We start from the raw sequence: 18,026 nt of genomic DNA on the forward strand, positions 1-18,026 counted from the left end.
TAAGGAAACTCCATGTCAGAAGCCTTTATTTGTGATGCCATCCGCACACCCGTGGGCCGCTATGGCGGCGCACTAGCCACCCTGCGCGCCGATGACCTCGCCGCGCTGCCCCTGCGTGCCCTGATGGTCCGCAACCCCGACGTCAAGTGGGCGGAAGTGGAAGACGTCATTTACGGCTGCGCCAACCAGGCCGGTGAAGACAACCGCAACGTCGCCCGCATGGCCGGTTTGCTGGCAGGCTTGCCGCTGGAGGTGCCTGGCACCACGGTCAACCGCCTGTGCGGCTCCAGCCTGGATGCGGTGGGCATGGCGGCCCGCACACTGCGCAGCGGCGATGCCGACCTGATGATCGCGGGTGGCGTAGAAAGCATGAGCCGTGCGCCTTTTGTCATGCCCAAGGCAGAGAGCGCCTTCAGCCGCACCAATGCGGTGTTTGATACCACCATCGGCTGGCGCTTTGTGAACCCGCTAATGAAAAAACAGTTTGGCATCGATTCGATGCCCGAGACAGCGGAGAACGTCGCCGATGACTTCAAGGTGTCGCGCGCAGACCAGGACGCCTTTGCCATCAGCAGCCAGCAGCGCTGGGCGGCAGCCCATGCGGCAGGCCGGTTTTTGAATGAAATCATTCCAGTACAAATTCCGCAAAAAAAGGGCGAGCCCAAGGTCTTCGACCAGGACGAGCACCCGCGCCCAGAGACAACGTTCGAATCCCTCGCCACGCTCAAAGGCGTGGTGCGACCCGACGGCAGCGTGACCGCAGGCAATGCCTCGGGCGTGAACGATGGCGCTGCTGCCTTGCTGCTGGCCTCCAAGGCGGGCGTGCAGCGTCATGGCCTCAAACCACTCGCCCGTGTCCTTGGCTGTGCTTCGGCAGGCGTCGCGCCGCGCATCATGGGCATCGGCCCCGTTGACGCGGTGCAGCGCTTACTGGCCAAGACCGGGTTGACGCTGGCGCAGATGGACGTAATTGAGCTCAACGAGGCCTTCGCGGCGCAATCGCTGGCGGTGCTGCGCCAACTTGGGCTTCCTGACGAGGCCGCGCACGTCAATCCCAATGGTGGCGCCATTGCCATCGGCCACCCACTGGGTATGAGTGGCGCGCGCCTGGTTACCACCGCCGTCTACGAATTGCATCGCCGCCAGGGCCGCTATGCGCTGTGCACCATGTGTGTGGGCGTTGGGCAGGGCATTGCCTTGGTGCTTGAGCGCGTTTAGATAGCCCCTTTTCTTCAGCTGCGCATTCTTTTTAACTCGAGGAGACATTCCATGAAAAAACGTACCCTGATTGCCCTGGCCGCTGTACTGATGACGGCACAGGCCTTGCCGGTAGCCGCCCAGAGCAAAGGCCCCATTCGCATCGGCGCGGTGCTATCGACCACCGGGCCCGCTGGCTACCTTGGCGACCCGCAGCTCAAGACCCTGCAAACCTACCTCGCACAAATCAACCAGGACGGTGGCGTGCTCGGGCGCAAGCTCGAACTGGTTCACTACGACGATGCCTCCGAGGCTGGCAAAGCCAATGGCTTCGCCAAGCGGCTGATCGACGACGACAAGGTGGACTTGCTGATCGCGGGCACCACCACGGGTGCCACCATGGCGATGGCGCCGCTGGTGGAGAAAGCGGGTATTCCGCTGATTTCACTGTCCGGCGCTGTGGTGGTGGTCGAGCCCGTCAAGAAGTGGATCTTCAAGACGCCGCACACCGACCGCATGGCCGCAGAGAAAGTGTTTGAAGACATGAAAAAGCGTGGCTTCACCAAGGTAGGCCTGCTCAGCGAGACCAGCGGCTTTGGCCAGTCGGGCGCCAAGGAAACGCGCACCGTGGCACAAAAGTACGGCATCACCCTGGTGGCCGATGAGACTTATGGCCCGAAGGACACTGATGTGACCGCGCAGCTGGCCAAGATTCGCGGGGTTTCAGGCATTCAGGCCTTGTTTGTATTTGGTCTCGGTCAGGGGCCAGCGGTGGTCACCAAGAACGCGGCGCAACTGGGCATGAACCTGCCGCTGTACCAGTCACATGGTGTGGCCTCCAATGAGTTCATCAAGCTGGCCGGTAAGGCTGCCGAAGGCGTTCGCCTGCCATCCCCGGCCTTGCTGGTGGCCAATGCCCTGGCGGCCAACGATCCTCAGAAGCCGCTGGTGACGAGCTACGCCGCCACCTACTGGAAGCAATACAAAGACGAGCCTTCCACCTTTGGCGGCTATGCCCTTGACGCGCTGATGCTCAGCGTCTCGGCCATCAAGACGGCAGGCGGCACCAACAAGGAGGCCGTGCGCAACGCATTGGAGAAGACCAAGGGCTTCATGGGCACTACCGGCCAATTCAACTTGTCGGTCACAGACCACATGGGCTTGAATCTGTCGGCCTTCCGGATGCTGGAAGTCAAGGACGGTGGCTGGGTTTTGTTGAAGTAAGCACGCCATGCTCGCCCAGTTTTTGCAATTCCTGTTCTCCGGTTTGACCATAGGCGCGACCTACGCGCTGGCGGCGCTCGGGTTCGCCATCATCTACAACGCCAGCGGCGTGATCAACTTTGCCCAGGGTGAGTTCATCATGCTGGGCGGCATGGCTGCGGTGGTATTGGCGGGCCTGGGCCTGCCGCTGCCACTGGCCATCGCGCTGGCCGTTGTGGTGTCGGGCGCCGTGGGTGCCTTGATTGAGAAATTCGCCATCGAGCCCGCAGGCCGTGCCGATGTGGTGCCGCTGATCATCATCACCATCGGTGCTTCGCTGGTTGTTCGGGGCTTGGTGCAGGTCGTACTTGGCAAGGGCACGCACGCGCTGGCCGCCTTCTCGGGCGAGAAGCCTTTTGTGATGGCCGGGGCCACTTTGCTGCCCCAAAGCCTGTGGGTACTCGGCGTTGCCGCTGTGGTGGTGGCTGCGCTTGGCTGGTTTTTTGGTCGCACCGCACAGGGCAAGGCCATGCTCGCCACATCGCACAACAAGCTGGCGGCTGAACTGGTGGGCATCAATACCAAGTCGGTTCTTCTGCTGTCCTTCGTGCTGTCCGGGGCGCTGGGTGCGGTGGGCGGCGTTCTGCTGGCCCCCATCACCTACACCTCGTATGACGTGGGCATCATGCTGGGCCTCAAAGGTTTTGTGGCAGCCACGCTAGGAGGCTTGGGGCATGGCATGGGCGCGGTGGTGGGTGGCTTGCTGCTCGGGGTGCTGGAGGCCATGACGGCAGGCTATGTGTCGTCGGCCTACAAGGACGCGATGCCCTTTGTGCTGATCCTGCTGGTGCTGTTCTTCATGCCGAGCGGATTGTTCGGTGCCAAAACCATCGACCGGGTTTGAACCTGGAAAAAGTCTTCGCATGAATAAGCTCTCTTCCTCTACCCGTGGCCTGTTTCTGCTGGCCTTCGTCCTGCTGTGCCTGCCGCTGGTCTTGCCCAACAGCTTTTACTACGATGTGGCCATCCGCATCGCCATCAACGCGGTGATCGCCATTGGCCTGAACCTGCTGATTGGCTACACCGGCCAGATCAGTCTGGGCCACGCAGGCTTCTTCGGCCTGGGTGCCTACGCCTCGGCCATTTTGACCTCGCGCTACGGTTGGCCACCTGCTTTGGCGCTGGCGGCAGCGGCAAGTGGCATGGCGGCTTTGGCGCTGTTGGTCGCTCGCCCCGTGCTGCGCCTCAAGGGGCACTACCTGGCCATGGCCACCTTGGGGCTGGGCATCATCATCATGATCGTGCTCACCAACGAGTCGGCCCTGACCGGTGGGCCTGACGGCATGTCCGTGCCGGCGTTCTCGGTGTTCGGCTGGGAAATCAGCGGCGAGAAAAACTGGTACGCGGTTTGCGCTGCAGCCCTGCTCGTCATGGCGTGGGCCGCGATCAACCTGATCAATGCACCCGGGGGCAGGGCGTTGCAAGCGATTCACGGTTCAGAGATCGCCGCCTTTGCCGTGGGTGTGGACGTGACGGCCATGAAGATTCGGGTGTTCGTGTTGTCCGCCGTGGTAGCCAGTGTCATGGGCAGTTTGAGCGCCCATTACGTCGGTTTCATCACGCCCGGCATCGCTGGATTTCATCACTCGATTGAACTGGTGACCATGGTGGTGCTGGGTGGCATGGCCTCGGTGTTCGGCTCCATCGTGGGTGCCATTGTGCTGACCCTGCTGCCCCAGTTGCTCTCTACGCTGGAAGGCTGGGAAACCGTGGCCTTTGGGATCGTGCTTATGGCGAGCATGATCTTTCTCCCCAAAGGCGTAGTGCCCACCTTGCGTGCCAGGCTGAACCGGAGCACTGCATGAAGTCACTGGAAGTCAAGTCATTGAGCAAGGTCTTTGGCGGCCTGCGTGCCGTGCAGGACGTGAGCTTCACGGTGCGCAAGAGCACGGTTCACTCCATCATTGGTCCCAACGGCGCCGGCAAGACCACGCTGATCAACCTGATCACCGGCATGTACACCCCGACTTCGGGCCAGGTGCTATTCGGCTCGCAGGACATCACGGCCCTGGCGCCGCAGAAGCTGCCCGCGCTCGGCATGGCGCGCAGCTTTCAGAACCTGCAGGTCTGCATGAACATGAGCGCGCTGGATAACGTGATGGTCGGCGCGCATCTGCGCCAGAACAGCAGCCTGATCGCCGGACTGTTGTCCCTGCCGCGGCTCAGGAGGGACGACCGGGCCTGTCGCGAAGAGGCTCTGAAGGCCATGGCACGGGTGGGCGTGGCGGCGTATGCCGACGCGCAAGCCAGCCAGATGTCTTACGGCGCCTTGAAGCGCCTGGAAATCGCTCGCGCCCTCATGACCCGCCCCAGCCTGATGCTGATGGACGAACCGGCCGCCGGGCTCAACCCGACGGAGACGGCCGAAGTTGGCCTGCTGATCCGCCAACTGGCAGACGACGGCCTGACCGTGGTGCTGGTGGAACACGACATGCCGCTGGTGATGAGCGTGTCCGACACCATCACGGTGCTGGACCACGGCAAAAAGCTTGCCGATGGCACGCCGGCGGAGGTTCGCGCCGACCCTCAGGTGATTGCCGCTTACCTGGGCGCCGAAGTGAGCGTTGAAGCAGGCACCGAAGAACAGCTGGAGGTTGCATGACTGTCATCGCTTCGATCCCGAGGCACAGACCGGATGCCTTGCTTGTCGTCAAGGGGCTCACCAGCCACTACGGCCGCATCCAGGCGCTGCACGGCGTGGACATCGCGGTTAGGCCGGGGCAGCTGGTGGCGCTGGTGGGCGCCAACGGGGCCGGAAAAACCACGCTGCTGCGCGCCATTTCAGGTGTGCAGCCTGCCAGCGGCGGCAGCATTGATTTCCAGCAGCAAGACATCAGCCGCCTGGTGGCCAGCCGGCGCGTGCGTGCGGGCATCAGCCAGGTACCTGAAGGCCGGCAGGTCTTCGCACCCATGAGCGTCGAAGACAACCTGCTGCTGGGCGCTTTCACGCGATCCAAGGGCGAGATAGGGCCAAGCCTGGCGGCTGTGCACGAACTCTTTCCCATCCTGCACGAAAAGCGCCACTTGCCCGCGGGAACCTTGTCAGGCGGCCAACAGCAAATGCTGGCGATGGCGCGCGCGCTGATGGCCAAGCCCAAGCTCTTGCTGCTCGACGAACCCAGCATGGGCCTGGCCCCGCTGATCGTTCAGGAAATCTTCCGCCTGATCCAGAAACTGCGTGACCAGGGCATCACCATCCTGGTCGTGGAGCAAAACGCCCGCGCGGCCCTGTCCATCGCAGACCAAGGCTACGTGATGGAGCTGGGCCGCATCGTGATGTCGGGCCGGGGGGCAGAGTTGCTCAAGGACGACAAGATCAGGCAGGCGTATTTGGGGATGTAGCAATGGCCGTGGACGGGCCCGCCCCAACACAGCGGCTAACAACCAAGGAAACGAAGGAATACATGATGGAACCCCACATGAACCCGCAAAAGATTGCCGATGCCGTGGCGATTGGCATGATGGCCAAAGACCGTGCCTCGCGCGGATTGGGGCTGCGTGTAATCCACATCGGGCCTGGCTCTGCCCATATCGAGATGATGGTGCGTGCAGACATGCTCAACGGGTTTGATATGTGCCACGGCGGATTCATCACCTTGCTGGCAGACTCGGCCTTTGCTTTCGCCTGCAACTCTTACAACGAGCTCACGGTGGCCTCCTCGCTGAATATCGACTTCATCACGCCAGCGCGTGGTGGCGACGTCCTCACAGCACGCGCAACGGAGGTCAGCCAAAGCGGCCGAACGGGGGTTTATGACGTGGCGGTTAGCAACCAGAACGGCGTGCGTGTGGCGGTTTTTCGCGGGCGCTCTCACCGCATGAAGGGCAAGCCTGTGGTGACCTATCCCGGTTCAACTAACTGAGCAAGAAAGAGCCACTAGATCCGTAGGCGTATTTGGGAGTGTAGAGCCAAGAAAGCGGTGAGTTCAGCCGGATTACTCAATAACAACAGGAGACATCATGCGTAACTATTTTGAAAAGCGGTGCCACATCCTTGCGCGCAAGTGCATTGGCCCTTTCTTATGCATCGGCATCCAGGTAGCGGCGGCACAAACTGGCCCCGGCGTGTCAGATACAGAAATACTGATAGGCCAGTCCTGCCAGCTCAGTGGGCCGCTGGCTGCCTTGTCGAGCGAGGTCCGCCAAGGCGCGAGCCTGTACCTCAAGCATGTCAACGAGACTGGCGGGATACGCGGCCGCAAGATCAGGATCGTTGCCCTGGATGACGCCTATGACCCCAAGAAGGCCGCGGAGAATACCCGCAAGCTGATCGAAGAGGAGAAGGTGCTGGCCCTGTTCCAGTACGCCGGTACACCGCCCGCGATGGCGGCATTGCCGCTTGTCGAAGAAAATCGCGTGCCCTTCATCGCCCCATTCACCGGTTCGGACGCCCTGCGCCAGAAGTTCAGCCGCTATGTGTTCAACATCAAGGCGGGCTATGGCACCGAACTTGAAGCGATGGTCAGGCAACTGGCGACCGTTGGCATCACCAAGGTTGCCGCGGTCTACCTCAATAACCCGTTCGGCACCGGAGGGTTGGCATCGGTCGAAAAGTCGGCCAAGGCGCATGGAGTTTCCTTGATGGCGCAAGCGCCGCTGGAAGTCGATGGATCGAAGATGGATCTGGCGGTTGACAAGATCGCGAAGGCCGCGCCGCAGGCCATCATCGTCGTCAGTGCCGGCAAACCCAGCATCGACTTCGTTGACGCGTATCTCAAGGCCGGCCACCGCTCAACCTTTTACATGCTGTCCGTCATCAGCAATTCACAGCTGGTACAGGCCTTGGGTGAGCGGGCCCGCGGCATCGTGGTCTCGCAGGTTGTGCCGTCGCCATGGAACCAGGGCGTCAGCGTGGCGAGGGAATTCCAGGTCCTGGCCAGTGCGCAGGGAATCAAGGAATACACCTTCAGCCAGATGGAGGGTTTCCTCTCCGCAAAGTTGCTGGTGGAAGCCCTGAGACGCGCCGGCAGCAAGCCGACTCGCGAGAGCCTGATCCACAGCCTTGAAGCCATGAAGAGCGTGGACCTGGGCGGCTACCCCGTCGAATTGTCACCCACCCAGCACAGCTCGGGCAAATTCGTCGATCTGTTGATCCTGGGGCGGAACGGGAAATTCACGAAGTAATGCACCGGGGAGGGTCGGTGGCCGGGCACGATTCAGAGGTGCCTCCGCGATTGGGTGCTGATAGTCAGGCGTGTGTGTTCGCCATGCCAAGAAAACCGGCCGCTCCGGACCGAAAGCAGATATTAGGCAGTTTTTTTGGCGGACTGCGCGCTATGTTTGCTTGGGAAGTTCAAACACCAGGCAGGTCGTCGTGGCATGGGCGTAGAGCGTGCCGTCGGGGCCGTACAGACGTGCCTCGGCGGTGGCAAGCTGGCGGCCGCAGTGAATGACCTTGCCTTCGGCGCGCACCCGGGGCGCCCTGGGGCCGATGGCGCGCACCAGGTTCACGCCGAGTTCTGCCGTGGTGTAGCCGCGGCCCGCCGGCATCATGGTGTGCACGGCGCAGCCCAGGGCCGAGTCGAGCAGGGTGGCGTACCAGCCGCCGTGGATCGTGCCCATGGGATTGAGATGGGCCGGCCCGGGCGTGCCCTGGAATGTCGCGCGGCCTTCATCCACTTCGAGCAGCATGAAGTCCAGCGTCCGGGCGATCGGCGGGTAGGGCAGCTCGCCGCGCAGCATGGCCTGCAGCGTTTCCAGTCCGGTCTTGCCGGCCACCTGTTCGGGCCGGGCCACGCCGGCACCGGGCCCGGCATCGAGGCGGGCTGCCATTTCACGCTCCTGGGCGAGCCAGTTTTCCAGATGATTGATCTGCGTCACGCTTGCTCCTTGAAATATACTTGCATATGCAATAGTTGCAGGTACAATAATATAAATGGACACCGCTGTCAAGCCGCAAGGCTGCACCAATCTCAAGCTGCGCCAGCTGATGCGCCGCGTGGCGCAGCACTACGACGCCGAGGTCGGCAAGACCGGCCTCAGGGGCACGCAGTACTCGCTGCTGTCCTATGTCTACAAGCTGGGTCCGATCCGGCCCGGCGATCTTGCGGTTGAAATGAAGGTCGACGCTTCCACCCTCACGCGCAACCTCAAACCGCTGATCGCCGCCGGCTGGCTGGAACTGGCCGCCGGTGTCGATGGACGCAGCCGCCTCGTCAGTATCACGGACGAGGGTCGCGAAAAACGGCAGGAGGCGCAGCGCCGCTGGCGCGTGGCGCAGGAAGCCATCAACCAGGCGCTGGGTGTCGAGCGCGTGGTGGCGCTGCATGCGATGATCGACGAAACCCTTGAACTTTTGTCCCCCGTGGAATCTGGAGAAACCGATGAGTAGCAACAACAAGCGCGCGATGCTGTGGGTCGTTCTGCTGGCGGCCGCAGGCACCTTCGCCCTGACCATGGGCACGCGCCAGACCATGGGCCTGTTTTTGAGCCCGCTCAACACGTCAACCGGGCTGGGCCTTGGCAGCATCAGCCTGGCCTTTGCTTTTGGCCAGCTGTGGTGGGGACTGACGCAGCCTTTCGCCGGGGCTGTGGCCGACAGGATAGGCGCCGGTCGAGTGCTCTTGACGGGCGCTTTGCTGGTGGCGCTGGGCACCGTCATCACGCCCTACATGACGAGCACCGCCGGTTTGATCTTTGCCATCGGCGTGTTGTCGGCCGGCGGGGCCGGCATGGCCGGGCCGTCGGTGCTGATGGCCGCCACCGCGCGGCTGATCCCGATTGAAAAGCGCGGCATGGCCACCGGCATCGTCAATGCCGGCGGCTCCTTCGGCCAGTTCCTGATGGCGCCGCTGGCTGCTGCACTGATCGCCGGCATGGGCTGGGCCAGCGCCATGCAGGTCATGGGTTTGCTGGTGCTGCTGTGCCTGCCGGCCGCTTTTGTGCTCAAGGGCAATTCGTTGCAGTCCGCCCCGGCCGGCCATCAGCCGGTGGGCACGCGCGAGGCGATCCGCACGGCGCTGCGCAACCCCGGTTACCTGATGCTGGGCGCGGGCTTTTTTGTCTGCGGCTTTCATGTGGCTTTTCTGGCCACCCACCTTCCCGGTGTCATTGCGTCCTGCGGCCTGCCGGTTCAGGTCGGCGGCTGGGCGCTGGCGATGATAGGACTGTTCAACATCGTGGGCAGCCTGAGCATGGGCTGGGCGATAGGCCGCTGGCGCATGAAGTCGCTGTTGTCGCTGACCTATGCGGTTCGCGCGGTCGCTGTGCTGGTGTTTTTGCTGGCACCCAAAACCGAGGCGGTGGTGCTCGTTTTTGCCGCCGTCATGGGCTTCACGTTTTTGTCGACCGTGCCACCCACCGCCGGCCTGGTTGCCAAATTTTTCGGTACCGCCAACATGGCCACACTCTTCGGCATCGTGATGCTGTCACACCAGGTGGGCGGCTTTCTCGGCGCCTGGCTGGGCGGCAAGGTGTTTGAAATCACCGGCGCCTACGACTGGGTCTGGTATATCGACATCGTGCTGGCCGTCGGTGCGGCGCTGATCAACCTGCCGATCCGGGAAGCGAAGGTGGTGCGCATGACCCGCGCTGTTGCCTGAACCGGCTGGGGTGACAAGCCCGTCAGCCCGCAAGCCCGTTATCGCCCAGAAACGTCGCTGTGCCAGAATTCACGCAAGCACTTAACTTGCGGGAAATCAGATGCTCATCAATTGTGTGGTCTACCAAAACGGCACCAAACTTGCCGATATTCCGGCCAGCGAGATCAGCAGCTACATTTCCCGTCCAGACGCCTTCGTCTGGGTTGCCTTGCAGGACGCCACACCGGCAGAGCTCGAAGAGATGCAAAAAGAGTTCGGCTTGCATGAACTGGCGGTCGAAGACGCGCGGCATGGGCATCAGCGCCCCAAAATCGAAGAGTACGGCGTTTCGCTGTTTTCGGTGCTGCATCTGGTCGAACCTGCGCCGGACAATCCCAAGGAACTCAATCTCGGCGAGGTCAATGTATTCACCGGGAGCAACTACGTTCTTTCGGTGCGCAATCGCAGCCAGAAAGGATTTCTGGGCGTGCGCGCGCGCTGCGAGAGGGAGCCGGAGCTGTTGCAGCACGGCTCCGGCTTTGTGCTCTATGCGCTGATGGACGCGGTGGTGGACCGGTACTTTCCCATTCTTGACGAATTCGAGACGGAGCTGGAAACCATTGAACGGGACATCTTTTCCAAAGGCACGGCCCGTTCGAACATTGAGCGGCTGTATGAGCTCAAGGGCCGCGTGATGGTTTTGAAGCATGCGGTGGCCCCTCTGCTGGAAGGGGCGGGCAAGCTGCACGGAGGCCGGGTGCCCCACATCTGCACCGGCGTGCAGGACTATTTTCGCGATGTAGTCGACCACCTGTCGCGCATCAATGCCTTGATTGACACCATGCGCGACACCATAGGAACAGCCATTCAGGTGAACCTGGCGATGGCCACCATCGAGGAGAGCGAAGTGACCAAGCGCCTGGCGGCCTGGGCCAGCATTTTCGCGGTCTGTACCGCTTTTGCCGGCATCTGGGGCATGAACTTCGAACACATGCCCGAGCTCAAGTGGAAGTACGGCTATGTCATGGCCCTGGGCTTGGTTGCCAGCGTCAGCGCCCTGCTTTACTGGCGCTTCAAGAAGGCCCGCTGGCTATAAGAACCTGTTTACGATCTAAACGGGGCCGCGCAAGCACCTTGTCGGGATGGGATGCAAGGCGCGGTGCGCCGCCCATAGCATAGCTATGGGCAAGCGCCGCAACGCCGCAGACCGCCCGAGAAGGCGCTTGCCCTCCGGGTTGGGGTGAAATCGGGCGATTGAGCCACCCAGGCCCTTGCATGGGCATTAGCCCATGCGGCGGACCCGAGCGCCCCACTCATCCCGATTGCACCCCAACGCGGCCTCGTTTAGATCGTAAACAGGTTCTTAGCCGGGCGGCGTGAAGGCTGCGCGTGCAGCCAAGGCTGCCTGCCGGCTGGCGCAGCCCTCCAGATGGTCATTGACCAGGCCCATGGCCTGCATAAAGGCATACAGCGTGGTCGGCCCGACAAAGGTCCAGCCGCGTTTCTTGAGGTCCTTGGACAGGGCCGCGGACGCCGGCGAGGCCGACAGGGTCCGGACGGTTTCCTGCGTGATGCGCTCAGGCCGGCCGGCGGGGCCGGGTTCAAGCCGCCAGACAAACGCGCCCAGCGAGCCAAATTCACGGCGCAACTCGATCACGCGCCGGGCATTGTTGATGGTGGAGGCAATCTTGCCTGCGTGCCGCACGATGCCGGCATCGCCCAGCAGCCGCTTGACGTCATGCTCATCAAACCGGGCCACCTGTTCTGCGTCGAAGTTGGCGAAAGCGCTTCGAAAGGCTTCGCGTTTGTTCAAAATGGTCAGCCAGCTCAAGCCCGCCTGAAAACCTTCGAGACAAATTTTCTCAAACAGCCTGCGCTCGTCCGCCACCGGAAAGCCCCATTCGCTGTCATGGTAGTTGCGGTAAAACGGCGTGGCCTGGCACCAGGCGCAGCGGGTGGTGCGGGCATCGTCCGTGAAAAGACCGGCGGCCGCGCCGGTCGCCGTTGGTTTGGCGGCTATGGTGGTGTCGGAAGGCATACGGAATTCTAGGCGTTTGACGAGGGGCATTGCGACACCTAGAATGAATTTTCGAGGTCCACCCGGACCCATCGTCGTGATGAGGGTCGATGGCTGCAGACGCTGAACAGGAAGCCATGAAAGACGTCGCACAAATTCTCAAGGCCAAGCCTGATCAGGCTGTCTACACCGTCTGGCCCTCGGCATCCGTGTTCGACGCCGTCCAGCTGATGGCGGAGAAGAATCTTGGCGCGCTCCTGGTGCTGGAAGGGGAGGCGTTTGTCGGCATCATCAGCGAACGCGATTGCGCGCGGAAAATGGTTCTCACGGACCGGTCGTTCAAGGAAACGCCGGTGCGCGACATCATGAGCTCGCCGGTGCAGTATGTGGGCCCCAGCCATACCAATCAGGAATGCATGGCGCTGATGACCGAAAAGCGCCTTCGCCACTTGCCCGTCATGGACAACGGCAAGCTGATCGGTCTTGTCTCCATCGGCGATCTGGTCAAGGACATCATCTCCGAGCAGAGTTTCATCATCCAGCAGCTCGAACGCTACATTGCGGGCGTAAAAGGTTGACGGGTGGTCCGCAAGAAGGGCTGCAGTCGGGGCACGATGTATGGTGATTGCTTCCACCAGTGACGGAACAGGATTAGGATAACAGCATGGCGCGCAACTTTTCCAATCCCAGCGCGAGATCGCCTTCCTGGTAGACGAGGCGGTGCTATCGGGTCTGAGCCTCGTGATGGGTTTCGATGAACCCCGGAGGAACACCATGCCCGACATTGACCCTCAAAGCACCTTCCGCGGGCTTCCCTTGACCGCGGAGCAAGACGCAGAAGTCAGACACTACATCAAAAAGAAAAAGCAGCACGGCGAGCCGTGGGACACGCCGGAGTTGGCGGCCATGCTTGAAGACATGCTGGAGCCCCCAAGCGAGGACGATGAAGAACTCGACGCCACCGCTGAAGAAATGAAAGCGGCCGCGGAACGCGCAGCGGCTTCCATCGACGAGGATATGGAACCCATTGAGGCCAGTGAGGAGCGCAATGCGGCCATGGAGGCCGAGGTGATGAAGGGACCCAAGCTTTGAATCCCGGACGGCGCGCGTGATCAGGGCCTAGACCGGCACCGTGTAGTTCAGCGTCATGCGCCCGCCATCCACCACCACGATCTCGCCGGTGATATAGCTCGCCGCATCGCTGGCCAGATAAGCCACGGTGTCGGCAATCTCGGACGGTTCGCCCAAGCGCCTCATGGGGGTGCGGCTCAGGATGCGGGTCTTGGCCGCTTCGCTGGTCAGCACGGCGTTGGCCGCCAGTTCGGTGGCGATCGTGCCGGGGGCCACGGCATTGACGCGTATGCCTTTGTCCGCCAGCGCCAGCGCCATCACGCGCGTGAGCTGGTTGATGCCGCCCTTGCTCACGTTGTAGCTGGCGATGGTGGGAATGGCCAGCACGCCGTTGACCGAGCTCATGTTGATGATGCTGCCTTTGCCTTGCTTGGTCATTTCGTACGCGACCGCCTGCCCGACCAGGAAGGCTCCCTTCAGGTTGATGCGCAGCACGGCATCAAAATCGGCTTCGGTCACTTCCAGAAAATCGGCAGCCTTGAAAATGCCGGCGTTGCTCACCAGCACGTCAATACGGCCATGCGCTGCGATGGTTTGCGCGACCAGTGCATCGACCTGGGCCTTGTCGCCCACATCGCAATGCACATACAGGGCACCGAGTTCTGCCGCCAGCTTCTGCCCTGGGGCGTCTGCGATATCGGCAATGACGACCTGTGCACCCTCGCGGGCAAAGCGGCGCGCGCAAGCCTCGCCAATACCTTGCGAACCGCCGGTAACGATGCAGACACGGCCTGTCAGCCCGAAGGAGATTCCTGGTGATGTTTTAGCGATCATGCCCGGATGGTACCAGCGCAGGCAGCTATGAACTTCATAGCGTTTTCAGCCACCTCGGAAGCCGGCGTGCCGGGTTTGTACAGGGCAGAGCCAATGCCAAAACCATTGGCCCCGGCCGCCAGGTAAGGGCGCATGCTCTCGGGCGTGATGCCGCCCACCGGCAACACCACGGTGCCTGCTGGCAACACCGCGCGCAAGGCCTTCACCACGGCAGGCGTGATCATCTCGCTTGGGAACAGTTTCAGACCCGAGGCACCGGCTTCAAGCGCAGCAAAGGCTTCGCTGGCCGTCATCACGCCCGGCAGGCACACCATGCCCAGACGCACGGCCTCGCGCACCATCGCCGGGTTGAAGTTGGGCGAGACGATGAGCTGGCCGCCCGCGGCCTGCACATTGCGCACATCGTCCGGCGTCAGCACGGTACCGGCACCGATCAGGGCTTGCGGGTAGGCCGCCGCCATGGCCGCAATGCTGTCCAGCGGCTGCGGTGAATTCAGCGGAATTTCAATCAGCGTCCAGCCGGTGGACACCAGCGCCTGTCCAACGGGCAATGCTTCGTCAGGCGTTAGCCCGCGCAGAATGGCGACCAGTGGAATGGTTTGCAGGGCGTGCGAGAGTTTTTGATGTGGTTTCATAGTGAAGGCAGGGTATTGGCAATGGCATGCAAGCCGCGCCAGGTGGCATTGTTGCCGACGCGTTGCACGGCCACGCCGCATTGCGCCAGTGCTTGTTCATAGCGTGCCGTCAGCGCTTCGGCACCCATGACCACTACGGTGTCGTCGCGTTGCAGCGACTGTGACTTCAGCTCCTCGCCAATCACCAGCCCCGACAAATAGCTGGGCAGCGCATCAGTCGCCATGCGCTTGAACAGCGACAGGGTTCGCGTGCTGAACGCCGTGTGCAGCAGACCATCGCCGTGCAAGGCATGGGCCACGCCCTGCTCAAAAGCCCCGGCATCTGGCGCGGGCTCGCTGGCGGGTAGCGTGCGCGACAGGATGGAATGCTGGCGCAGCAAGGCATAAAACTCGCCGCTCATCCAGGTTGAAAAATCCGTGACCCGGCGATGGGCGACGGTTACCCATTTGCTGTGCGTGCCAGGCAAAACAAGTCGGGCGTTGTCCAGGCCCAGCAGCTGTAGCGCCCCAAACACCTGCGTTTCTTCGCCGCGCATGACATCGGGGACACCGTCCTTTTCAACGCTCAAGCCCGGCACGATGCCGATGCGGCCCGGTTCCAGCCAGACCAGCTGGGCGGCAAGGTCGTCGAACCCGGCAGGGCAGGCGCAGTAGGGCGCTTCAAGCCAACCCTGCTGGCTGCCAGCCATGCCGGAAATAAGACACAGGGTGCCAGGGCTCATCCAGGCGCCAAAACAGCTTTCAAAAACTGCGGGGAATTCGCCACTGGCGACGGTCAGGATGCCGCGCGCAAAAGAGCGTTCTTCCAGCACCCGCCCCTGGTTGTCCAGCAATGCGCCGCGCAAAGACGACGTGCCCCAATCAACGGCCAGCAGGTGTGTCACAGGTTCGTTCGCAGTTCAGTAGATGTTCAGTGATTGTCGCGCGGCACAAATGCGCCGCGTTTGCCAACGAGAAAGTCGAGATCGACGCCTTCGTCGGCTTGCAGCACGTGATCGACATACAGTTTCCAGTAACCGGAGGACAGCGGCGGCGCTGGTACTGTCCATTGGCTCAGGCGATGCGCCAGCTCCTCGTCACTGATGAGCAGCTGCAGTTTGCGCTGCGGCACGTTGAGCTCAATCAGGTCGCCGTTTTGCACCACGGCCAGCGGGCCGCCGGCGGCGGCTTCGGGCGCGGTGTGCAGCACCACCGTGCCGTAGGCCGTGCCGCTCATGCGCGCGTCGCTGATGCGCACCATGTCGGTAATGCCTTTGCGCAGCACCTTGGGCGGCAGCGGCATGTTGCCCACCTCGGCCATGCCGGGGTAGCCCTTGGGGCCGCAGTTTTTCAGCACCATGATGCAGTTTTCGTCGATGTCCAGATCTTTGTCATCAATGCGTGCGTGGAAGTCTTCAATGTTTTCAAACACCACCGCGCGGCCCGTGTGCACCATCAAGGCGGGCGTGGCGGCGCTGGGCTTGATGACTGCGCCGCGTGGCGAGAGGTTGCCGCGCAACACGGCAATGCCGGCCTTGTCCTTGAAGGGTTCGCCCAGCGGCTTGATGACTTCGGTGTTGTAGTTTTGCGCGTCGGCAATGTTCTGGCCTATGGTCTGGCCGTTGGCAGTGATGGCCCCGAGGTGCAGGTGCTGTGCGATTTCTTTCATCACCACCGGCAGGCCGCCGGCGTAACAGAAGTCTTCCATCAAAAATTTGCCGGAAGGCTGCAGATTGACCAGGCAGGGCAGCTCGCTGGCCAGGCGGTCGAAGTCGTCCACCGTCAGTTTCACACCGATGCGCCCGGCCATCGCAATCAGGTGAATCACCGCATTGGTGGAGCCGCCAATCGCGGCCAGTGTCTTGATGGCATTTTCAAACGCCTCGCGGGTCAGGATTTTTGAGAGCGTCAGGTCCTCATGCACCATCTCGACTGCACGGCGACCGGCCAGGCGGGCCAGTACATTACGCCGCCCGTCGACCGCGGGGTAGGCGGCGTTGCCGGGCAGGCCTATGCCCAGCGCCTCGACCATGCTGGCCATCGTCGAGGCCGTGCCCATGGTCATGCAGTGGCCGTGGCTGCGGTGCATGCAGCTTTCGGCCTCAAAAAAGTCAGCGAGTTTGAGCGTGCCGGCGCGCACCTGCTCGCTCATGCTCCAGACGCCGGTGCCCGAGCCGAGCTCCTGGCCGCGCCATTTGCCGCTGAGCATGGGGCCGCCGCTGACGCCCACCGTGGGCAGGTCAACACTCGAAGCACCCATCACCAGCGAAGGTGTGGTCTTGTCGCAGCCCATCAGCAGCACCACGCCGTCAATCGGGTTGCCGCGAATGCTTTCTTCGACATCCATGCTGGCCAGGTTGCGGTAGAGCATGGCGGTCGGGCGCAGCAGCGTTTCGCCCAGCGACATCACCGGAAACTCCAGCGGAAAGCCGCCCGCCTCATACACACCGATCTTCACCTGCTCGGCAATGGTGCGGAAATGCGAGTTGCAGGGCGTCAGTTCACTAAAGGTGTTGCAGATGCCGATGACCGGGCGGCCATCGAACTGGTCATGGGGCACGCCCTTGCCTTTGACCCAGCTGCGGTAGGCAAAGCCGTCGCGGTCCTGGCGACCAAACCATTGCTGGCTGCGGAGCTCGTGAGGGTTCTTTTTCTTGGGCGTCTTGGGTTCGGTCATAGGGAAAGTCCTTAATTGATAAACATATTATCGTCATACCATTGCGCCGCACATCCTAGTAATAACCAGTAACGATCCAGTAATGATTAAAAACGTTCACGGCAACACTGTTGACCACCTGGGCGAAGCCATCGTCGCGGGGCGTTATGCCGTGGGCGCCTCGATTCCCCCTGAGCCTGTGCTGTGCCAGGAGCTGGGTGTCAGCCGCACCGTGGTGCGTGAAGCGGTGAAGTCATTGATCGCCAAAGGCCTGATGACCACCGGTCCCAAAGTGGGCACCCGCGTGCTGTCCGAAGACCACTGGAACTGGTTTGACCCCGATGTCATCATCTGGCAGTCCAAGGCAGGCCTGACCCCTGAATTTTTGCGCGACCTGCAGGACCTGCGCCGCGTGGTCGAGCCCGCTGTCATGCGGCTGGCGGCCGAGCGTGCCACTGCGCAGGATATTGCCGAAATCGAGGCCGCCTACGCCGGCATGAAGCGCGCGGTCGAAGAGGGCGGCGACTACGTCACGCACGATTTGCGCTTTCACCAGGGCCTGCTGCGCGCCTGCCGCAACCGCATGCTGGTGCAAATGAGCGAGGCCCTGGGCGCTCTGCTGCGCACCAGCTTCGAAATTTCCACGCGCCGAAAGGACGGACCGGCGCATTCGCTGCCGCTGCATCGCGCCGTGCTGGACGCGGTGATCGCGCACCAGCCCGATGAGGCCGAGCGCGCCATCCGTGTGCTGATCGACGGTGCCAAGGAAGACATCGAGGAAGTGCTGGCGTCGCGCCGGCGCCTGCCCAGCCTGAGCAACCCTGCGTCGCGGCTCAAGGCAGCCTGACGAGAAC

At 62.3% G+C, this 18,026-nt stretch carries 20 protein-coding genes; 14 read left to right on the forward strand and 6 right to left on the reverse strand.

Annotated elements, in window-relative coordinates:
* The first annotated feature begins 12 nt into the window (after nucleotides 1–12).
* The 8 genes from pcaF to V6M61_RS19495 all read left to right on the forward strand — a co-directional run bounded on the left by pcaF (nucleotide 13) and on the right by V6M61_RS19495 (nucleotide 7,584).
* Nucleotides 13–1,218: a 3-oxoadipyl-CoA thiolase gene (gene pcaF / locus V6M61_RS19460; RefSeq protein ID WP_332778250.1), complete on the forward strand. Its 1,206-nt coding sequence runs from the start codon at nucleotides 13–15 to the stop codon at nucleotides 1,216–1,218.
* Nucleotides 1,219–1,269: 51 nt separating this feature from the next.
* A complete protein-coding gene (locus V6M61_RS19465; protein WP_332778251.1) occupies nucleotides 1,270–2,421 on the forward strand; it encodes an ABC transporter substrate-binding protein in 1,152 nt (383 codons plus the stop codon).
* 7 nt (nucleotides 2,422–2,428) lie between these two features.
* The gene (locus V6M61_RS19470) at nucleotides 2,429–3,304 is read left to right on the forward strand and encodes a branched-chain amino acid ABC transporter permease (protein ID WP_332778252.1); all 876 of its coding nucleotides are present in this window, start codon (nucleotides 2,429–2,431) and stop codon (nucleotides 3,302–3,304) included.
* A 19-nt stretch (nucleotides 3,305–3,323) separates the two neighbouring features.
* Nucleotides 3,324–4,265 (forward strand): branched-chain amino acid ABC transporter permease, encoded by a 942-nt coding sequence (locus tag V6M61_RS19475; RefSeq protein ID WP_332778253.1) that lies wholly within the window; start codon nucleotides 3,324–3,326, stop codon nucleotides 4,263–4,265.
* Nucleotides 4,262–5,062, forward strand: a complete 801-nt coding sequence (locus V6M61_RS19480; RefSeq protein WP_332778254.1) for an ABC transporter ATP-binding protein — start codon at nucleotides 4,262–4,264, stop codon at nucleotides 5,060–5,062. The genes V6M61_RS19475 and V6M61_RS19480 overlap by 4 nt, the downstream gene beginning before the upstream one ends.
* A 38-nt stretch (nucleotides 5,063–5,100) precedes the next feature.
* Complete coding sequence (locus tag V6M61_RS19485) at nucleotides 5,101–5,802, forward strand: ABC transporter ATP-binding protein (protein ID WP_332778282.1); 702 nt, start codon at nucleotides 5,101–5,103, stop codon at nucleotides 5,800–5,802.
* Nucleotides 5,803–5,864: 62 nt separating this feature from the next.
* Complete coding sequence (paaI, locus tag V6M61_RS19490; protein ID WP_332778255.1) at nucleotides 5,865–6,323, forward strand: hydroxyphenylacetyl-CoA thioesterase PaaI; 459 nt, start codon at nucleotides 5,865–5,867, stop codon at nucleotides 6,321–6,323.
* Nucleotides 6,324–6,420: 97 nt separating this feature from the next.
* Complete coding sequence (locus V6M61_RS19495) at nucleotides 6,421–7,584, forward strand: ABC transporter substrate-binding protein (protein WP_332778256.1); 1,164 nt, start codon at nucleotides 6,421–6,423, stop codon at nucleotides 7,582–7,584.
* 150 nt (nucleotides 7,585–7,734) lie between these two features.
* Here V6M61_RS19495 and V6M61_RS19500 read toward each other — a convergent pair whose 3' ends face one another.
* Nucleotides 7,735–8,232 (reverse strand): PaaI family thioesterase, encoded by a 498-nt coding sequence (locus tag V6M61_RS19500; protein WP_442957822.1) that lies wholly within the window; start codon nucleotides 8,230–8,232, stop codon nucleotides 7,735–7,737.
* A gap of 103 nt (nucleotides 8,233–8,335) precedes the next feature.
* Between V6M61_RS19500 and V6M61_RS19505 the strand changes: the two genes are divergently transcribed.
* The 3 genes from V6M61_RS19505 to V6M61_RS19515 all read left to right on the forward strand — a co-directional run bounded on the left by V6M61_RS19505 (nucleotide 8,336) and on the right by V6M61_RS19515 (nucleotide 11,076).
* On the forward strand, nucleotides 8,336–8,791 hold the full coding sequence (locus V6M61_RS19505; RefSeq protein ID WP_332778258.1) for a MarR family winged helix-turn-helix transcriptional regulator: 456 nt from the start codon (nucleotides 8,336–8,338) through the stop codon (nucleotides 8,789–8,791).
* Complete coding sequence (locus V6M61_RS19510) at nucleotides 8,784–10,001, forward strand: MFS transporter (RefSeq protein WP_332778259.1); 1,218 nt, start codon at nucleotides 8,784–8,786, stop codon at nucleotides 9,999–10,001. The genes V6M61_RS19505 and V6M61_RS19510 overlap by 8 nt, the downstream gene beginning before the upstream one ends.
* Before the next feature lie 100 nt (nucleotides 10,002–10,101).
* Nucleotides 10,102–11,076: a magnesium and cobalt transport protein CorA gene (locus tag V6M61_RS19515; RefSeq protein ID WP_332778260.1), complete on the forward strand. Its 975-nt coding sequence runs from the start codon at nucleotides 10,102–10,104 to the stop codon at nucleotides 11,074–11,076.
* A gap of 267 nt (nucleotides 11,077–11,343) precedes the next feature.
* Here V6M61_RS19515 and V6M61_RS19520 read toward each other — a convergent pair whose 3' ends face one another.
* On the reverse strand, nucleotides 11,344–12,018 hold the full coding sequence (locus V6M61_RS19520) for a DNA-3-methyladenine glycosylase I (protein WP_332778261.1): 675 nt from the start codon (nucleotides 12,016–12,018) through the stop codon (nucleotides 11,344–11,346).
* Nucleotides 12,019–12,134: 116 nt separating this feature from the next.
* On the opposite strand from V6M61_RS19520, the gene V6M61_RS19525 reads away from it, so the two are divergent.
* Together V6M61_RS19525 and V6M61_RS19530 are read left to right on the forward strand one after the other, a co-directional pair.
* Nucleotides 12,135–12,575 carry a CBS domain-containing protein gene (locus V6M61_RS19525; RefSeq protein WP_332778283.1) on the forward strand — a complete coding sequence of 147 codons (441 nt, stop codon included), beginning with the start codon at nucleotides 12,135–12,137 and terminating at the stop codon, nucleotides 12,573–12,575.
* 196 nt (nucleotides 12,576–12,771) lie between these two features.
* The gene (locus V6M61_RS19530; protein ID WP_332778262.1) at nucleotides 12,772–13,089 is read left to right on the forward strand and encodes a hypothetical protein; all 318 of its coding nucleotides are present in this window, start codon (nucleotides 12,772–12,774) and stop codon (nucleotides 13,087–13,089) included.
* A gap of 27 nt (nucleotides 13,090–13,116) precedes the next feature.
* On the opposite strand, the gene V6M61_RS19535 is transcribed toward V6M61_RS19530, so the two are convergent.
* The 4 genes from V6M61_RS19535 to V6M61_RS19550 are packed head-to-tail and all read right to left on the reverse strand — an operon-like array spanning nucleotide 13,117 to nucleotide 17,193.
* Nucleotides 13,117–13,902, reverse strand: a complete 786-nt coding sequence (locus tag V6M61_RS19535; RefSeq protein ID WP_332778263.1) for an SDR family NAD(P)-dependent oxidoreductase — start codon at nucleotides 13,900–13,902, stop codon at nucleotides 13,117–13,119.
* Nucleotides 13,899–14,537 (reverse strand): 2-dehydro-3-deoxy-6-phosphogalactonate aldolase, encoded by a 639-nt coding sequence (locus V6M61_RS19540; RefSeq protein WP_332778264.1) that lies wholly within the window; start codon nucleotides 14,535–14,537, stop codon nucleotides 13,899–13,901. Before V6M61_RS19540 ends, V6M61_RS19535 begins: the two co-directional genes overlap by 4 nt.
* Complete coding sequence (locus tag V6M61_RS19545) at nucleotides 14,534–15,421, reverse strand: 2-dehydro-3-deoxygalactonokinase (RefSeq protein WP_332778265.1); 888 nt, start codon at nucleotides 15,419–15,421, stop codon at nucleotides 14,534–14,536. Before V6M61_RS19545 ends, V6M61_RS19540 begins: the two co-directional genes overlap by 4 nt.
* A 26-nt stretch (nucleotides 15,422–15,447) precedes the next feature.
* Complete coding sequence (locus V6M61_RS19550) at nucleotides 15,448–17,193, reverse strand: IlvD/Edd family dehydratase (protein WP_332778266.1); 1,746 nt, start codon at nucleotides 17,191–17,193, stop codon at nucleotides 15,448–15,450.
* An 82-nt stretch (nucleotides 17,194–17,275) separates the two neighbouring features.
* Here V6M61_RS19550 and V6M61_RS19555 point away from each other — a divergent pair, with 82 nt between their 5' ends.
* A complete protein-coding gene (locus tag V6M61_RS19555; protein ID WP_332778267.1) occupies nucleotides 17,276–18,019 on the forward strand; it encodes a FadR/GntR family transcriptional regulator in 744 nt (247 codons plus the stop codon).
* Nucleotides 18,020–18,026 lie beyond the last annotated feature (7 nt).

Source organism: Polaromonas sp., assembly GCF_036676035.1.
In the GTDB taxonomy this organism is placed as follows: domain Bacteria; phylum Pseudomonadota; class Gammaproteobacteria; order Burkholderiales; family Burkholderiaceae_C; genus Polaromonas.

Bases quoted from the DNA above. Each gene is read 5' to 3' on its own strand.
- V6M61_RS19465 (WP_332778251.1), top strand. From the start codon at position 1,270: ATGAAAAAACGTACCCTGATTGCCCTGGCCGCTGTACTGATGACGGCA.
- V6M61_RS19515 (WP_332778260.1), top strand. From the start codon at position 10,102: ATGCTCATCAATTGTGTGGTCTACCAAAACGGCACCAAACTTGCCGAT.
- V6M61_RS19470 (WP_332778252.1), top strand. From the start codon at position 2,429: ATGCTCGCCCAGTTTTTGCAATTCCTGTTCTCCGGTTTGACCATAGGC.
- V6M61_RS19525 (WP_332778283.1), top strand. From the start codon at position 12,135: ATGAAAGACGTCGCACAAATTCTCAAGGCCAAGCCTGATCAGGCTGTC.
- V6M61_RS19510 (WP_332778259.1), top strand. From the start codon at position 8,784: ATGAGTAGCAACAACAAGCGCGCGATGCTGTGGGTCGTTCTGCTGGCG.
- pcaF (WP_332778250.1), top strand. From the start codon at position 13: ATGTCAGAAGCCTTTATTTGTGATGCCATCCGCACACCCGTGGGCCGC.
- V6M61_RS19480 (WP_332778254.1), top strand. From the start codon at position 4,262: ATGAAGTCACTGGAAGTCAAGTCATTGAGCAAGGTCTTTGGCGGCCTG.
- V6M61_RS19540 (WP_332778264.1), bottom strand. From the start codon at position 14,537: ATGAAACCACATCAAAAACTCTCGCACGCCCTGCAAACCATTCCACTG.
- V6M61_RS19505 (WP_332778258.1), top strand. From the start codon at position 8,336: ATGGACACCGCTGTCAAGCCGCAAGGCTGCACCAATCTCAAGCTGCGC.
- V6M61_RS19530 (WP_332778262.1), top strand. From the start codon at position 12,772: ATGCCCGACATTGACCCTCAAAGCACCTTCCGCGGGCTTCCCTTGACC.
- paaI (WP_332778255.1), top strand. From the start codon at position 5,865: ATGATGGAACCCCACATGAACCCGCAAAAGATTGCCGATGCCGTGGCG.
- V6M61_RS19475 (WP_332778253.1), top strand. From the start codon at position 3,324: ATGAATAAGCTCTCTTCCTCTACCCGTGGCCTGTTTCTGCTGGCCTTC.
- V6M61_RS19550 (WP_332778266.1), bottom strand. From the start codon at position 17,193: ATGACCGAACCCAAGACGCCCAAGAAAAAGAACCCTCACGAGCTCCGC.
- V6M61_RS19495 (WP_332778256.1), top strand. From the start codon at position 6,421: ATGCGTAACTATTTTGAAAAGCGGTGCCACATCCTTGCGCGCAAGTGC.
- V6M61_RS19555 (WP_332778267.1), top strand. From the start codon at position 17,276: ATGATTAAAAACGTTCACGGCAACACTGTTGACCACCTGGGCGAAGCC.
- V6M61_RS19520 (WP_332778261.1), bottom strand. From the start codon at position 12,018: ATGCCTTCCGACACCACCATAGCCGCCAAACCAACGGCGACCGGCGCG.
- V6M61_RS19500 (WP_442957822.1), bottom strand. From the start codon at position 8,232: ATGGCAGCCCGCCTCGATGCCGGGCCCGGTGCCGGCGTGGCCCGGCCC.
- V6M61_RS19535 (WP_332778263.1), bottom strand. From the start codon at position 13,902: ATGATCGCTAAAACATCACCAGGAATCTCCTTCGGGCTGACAGGCCGT.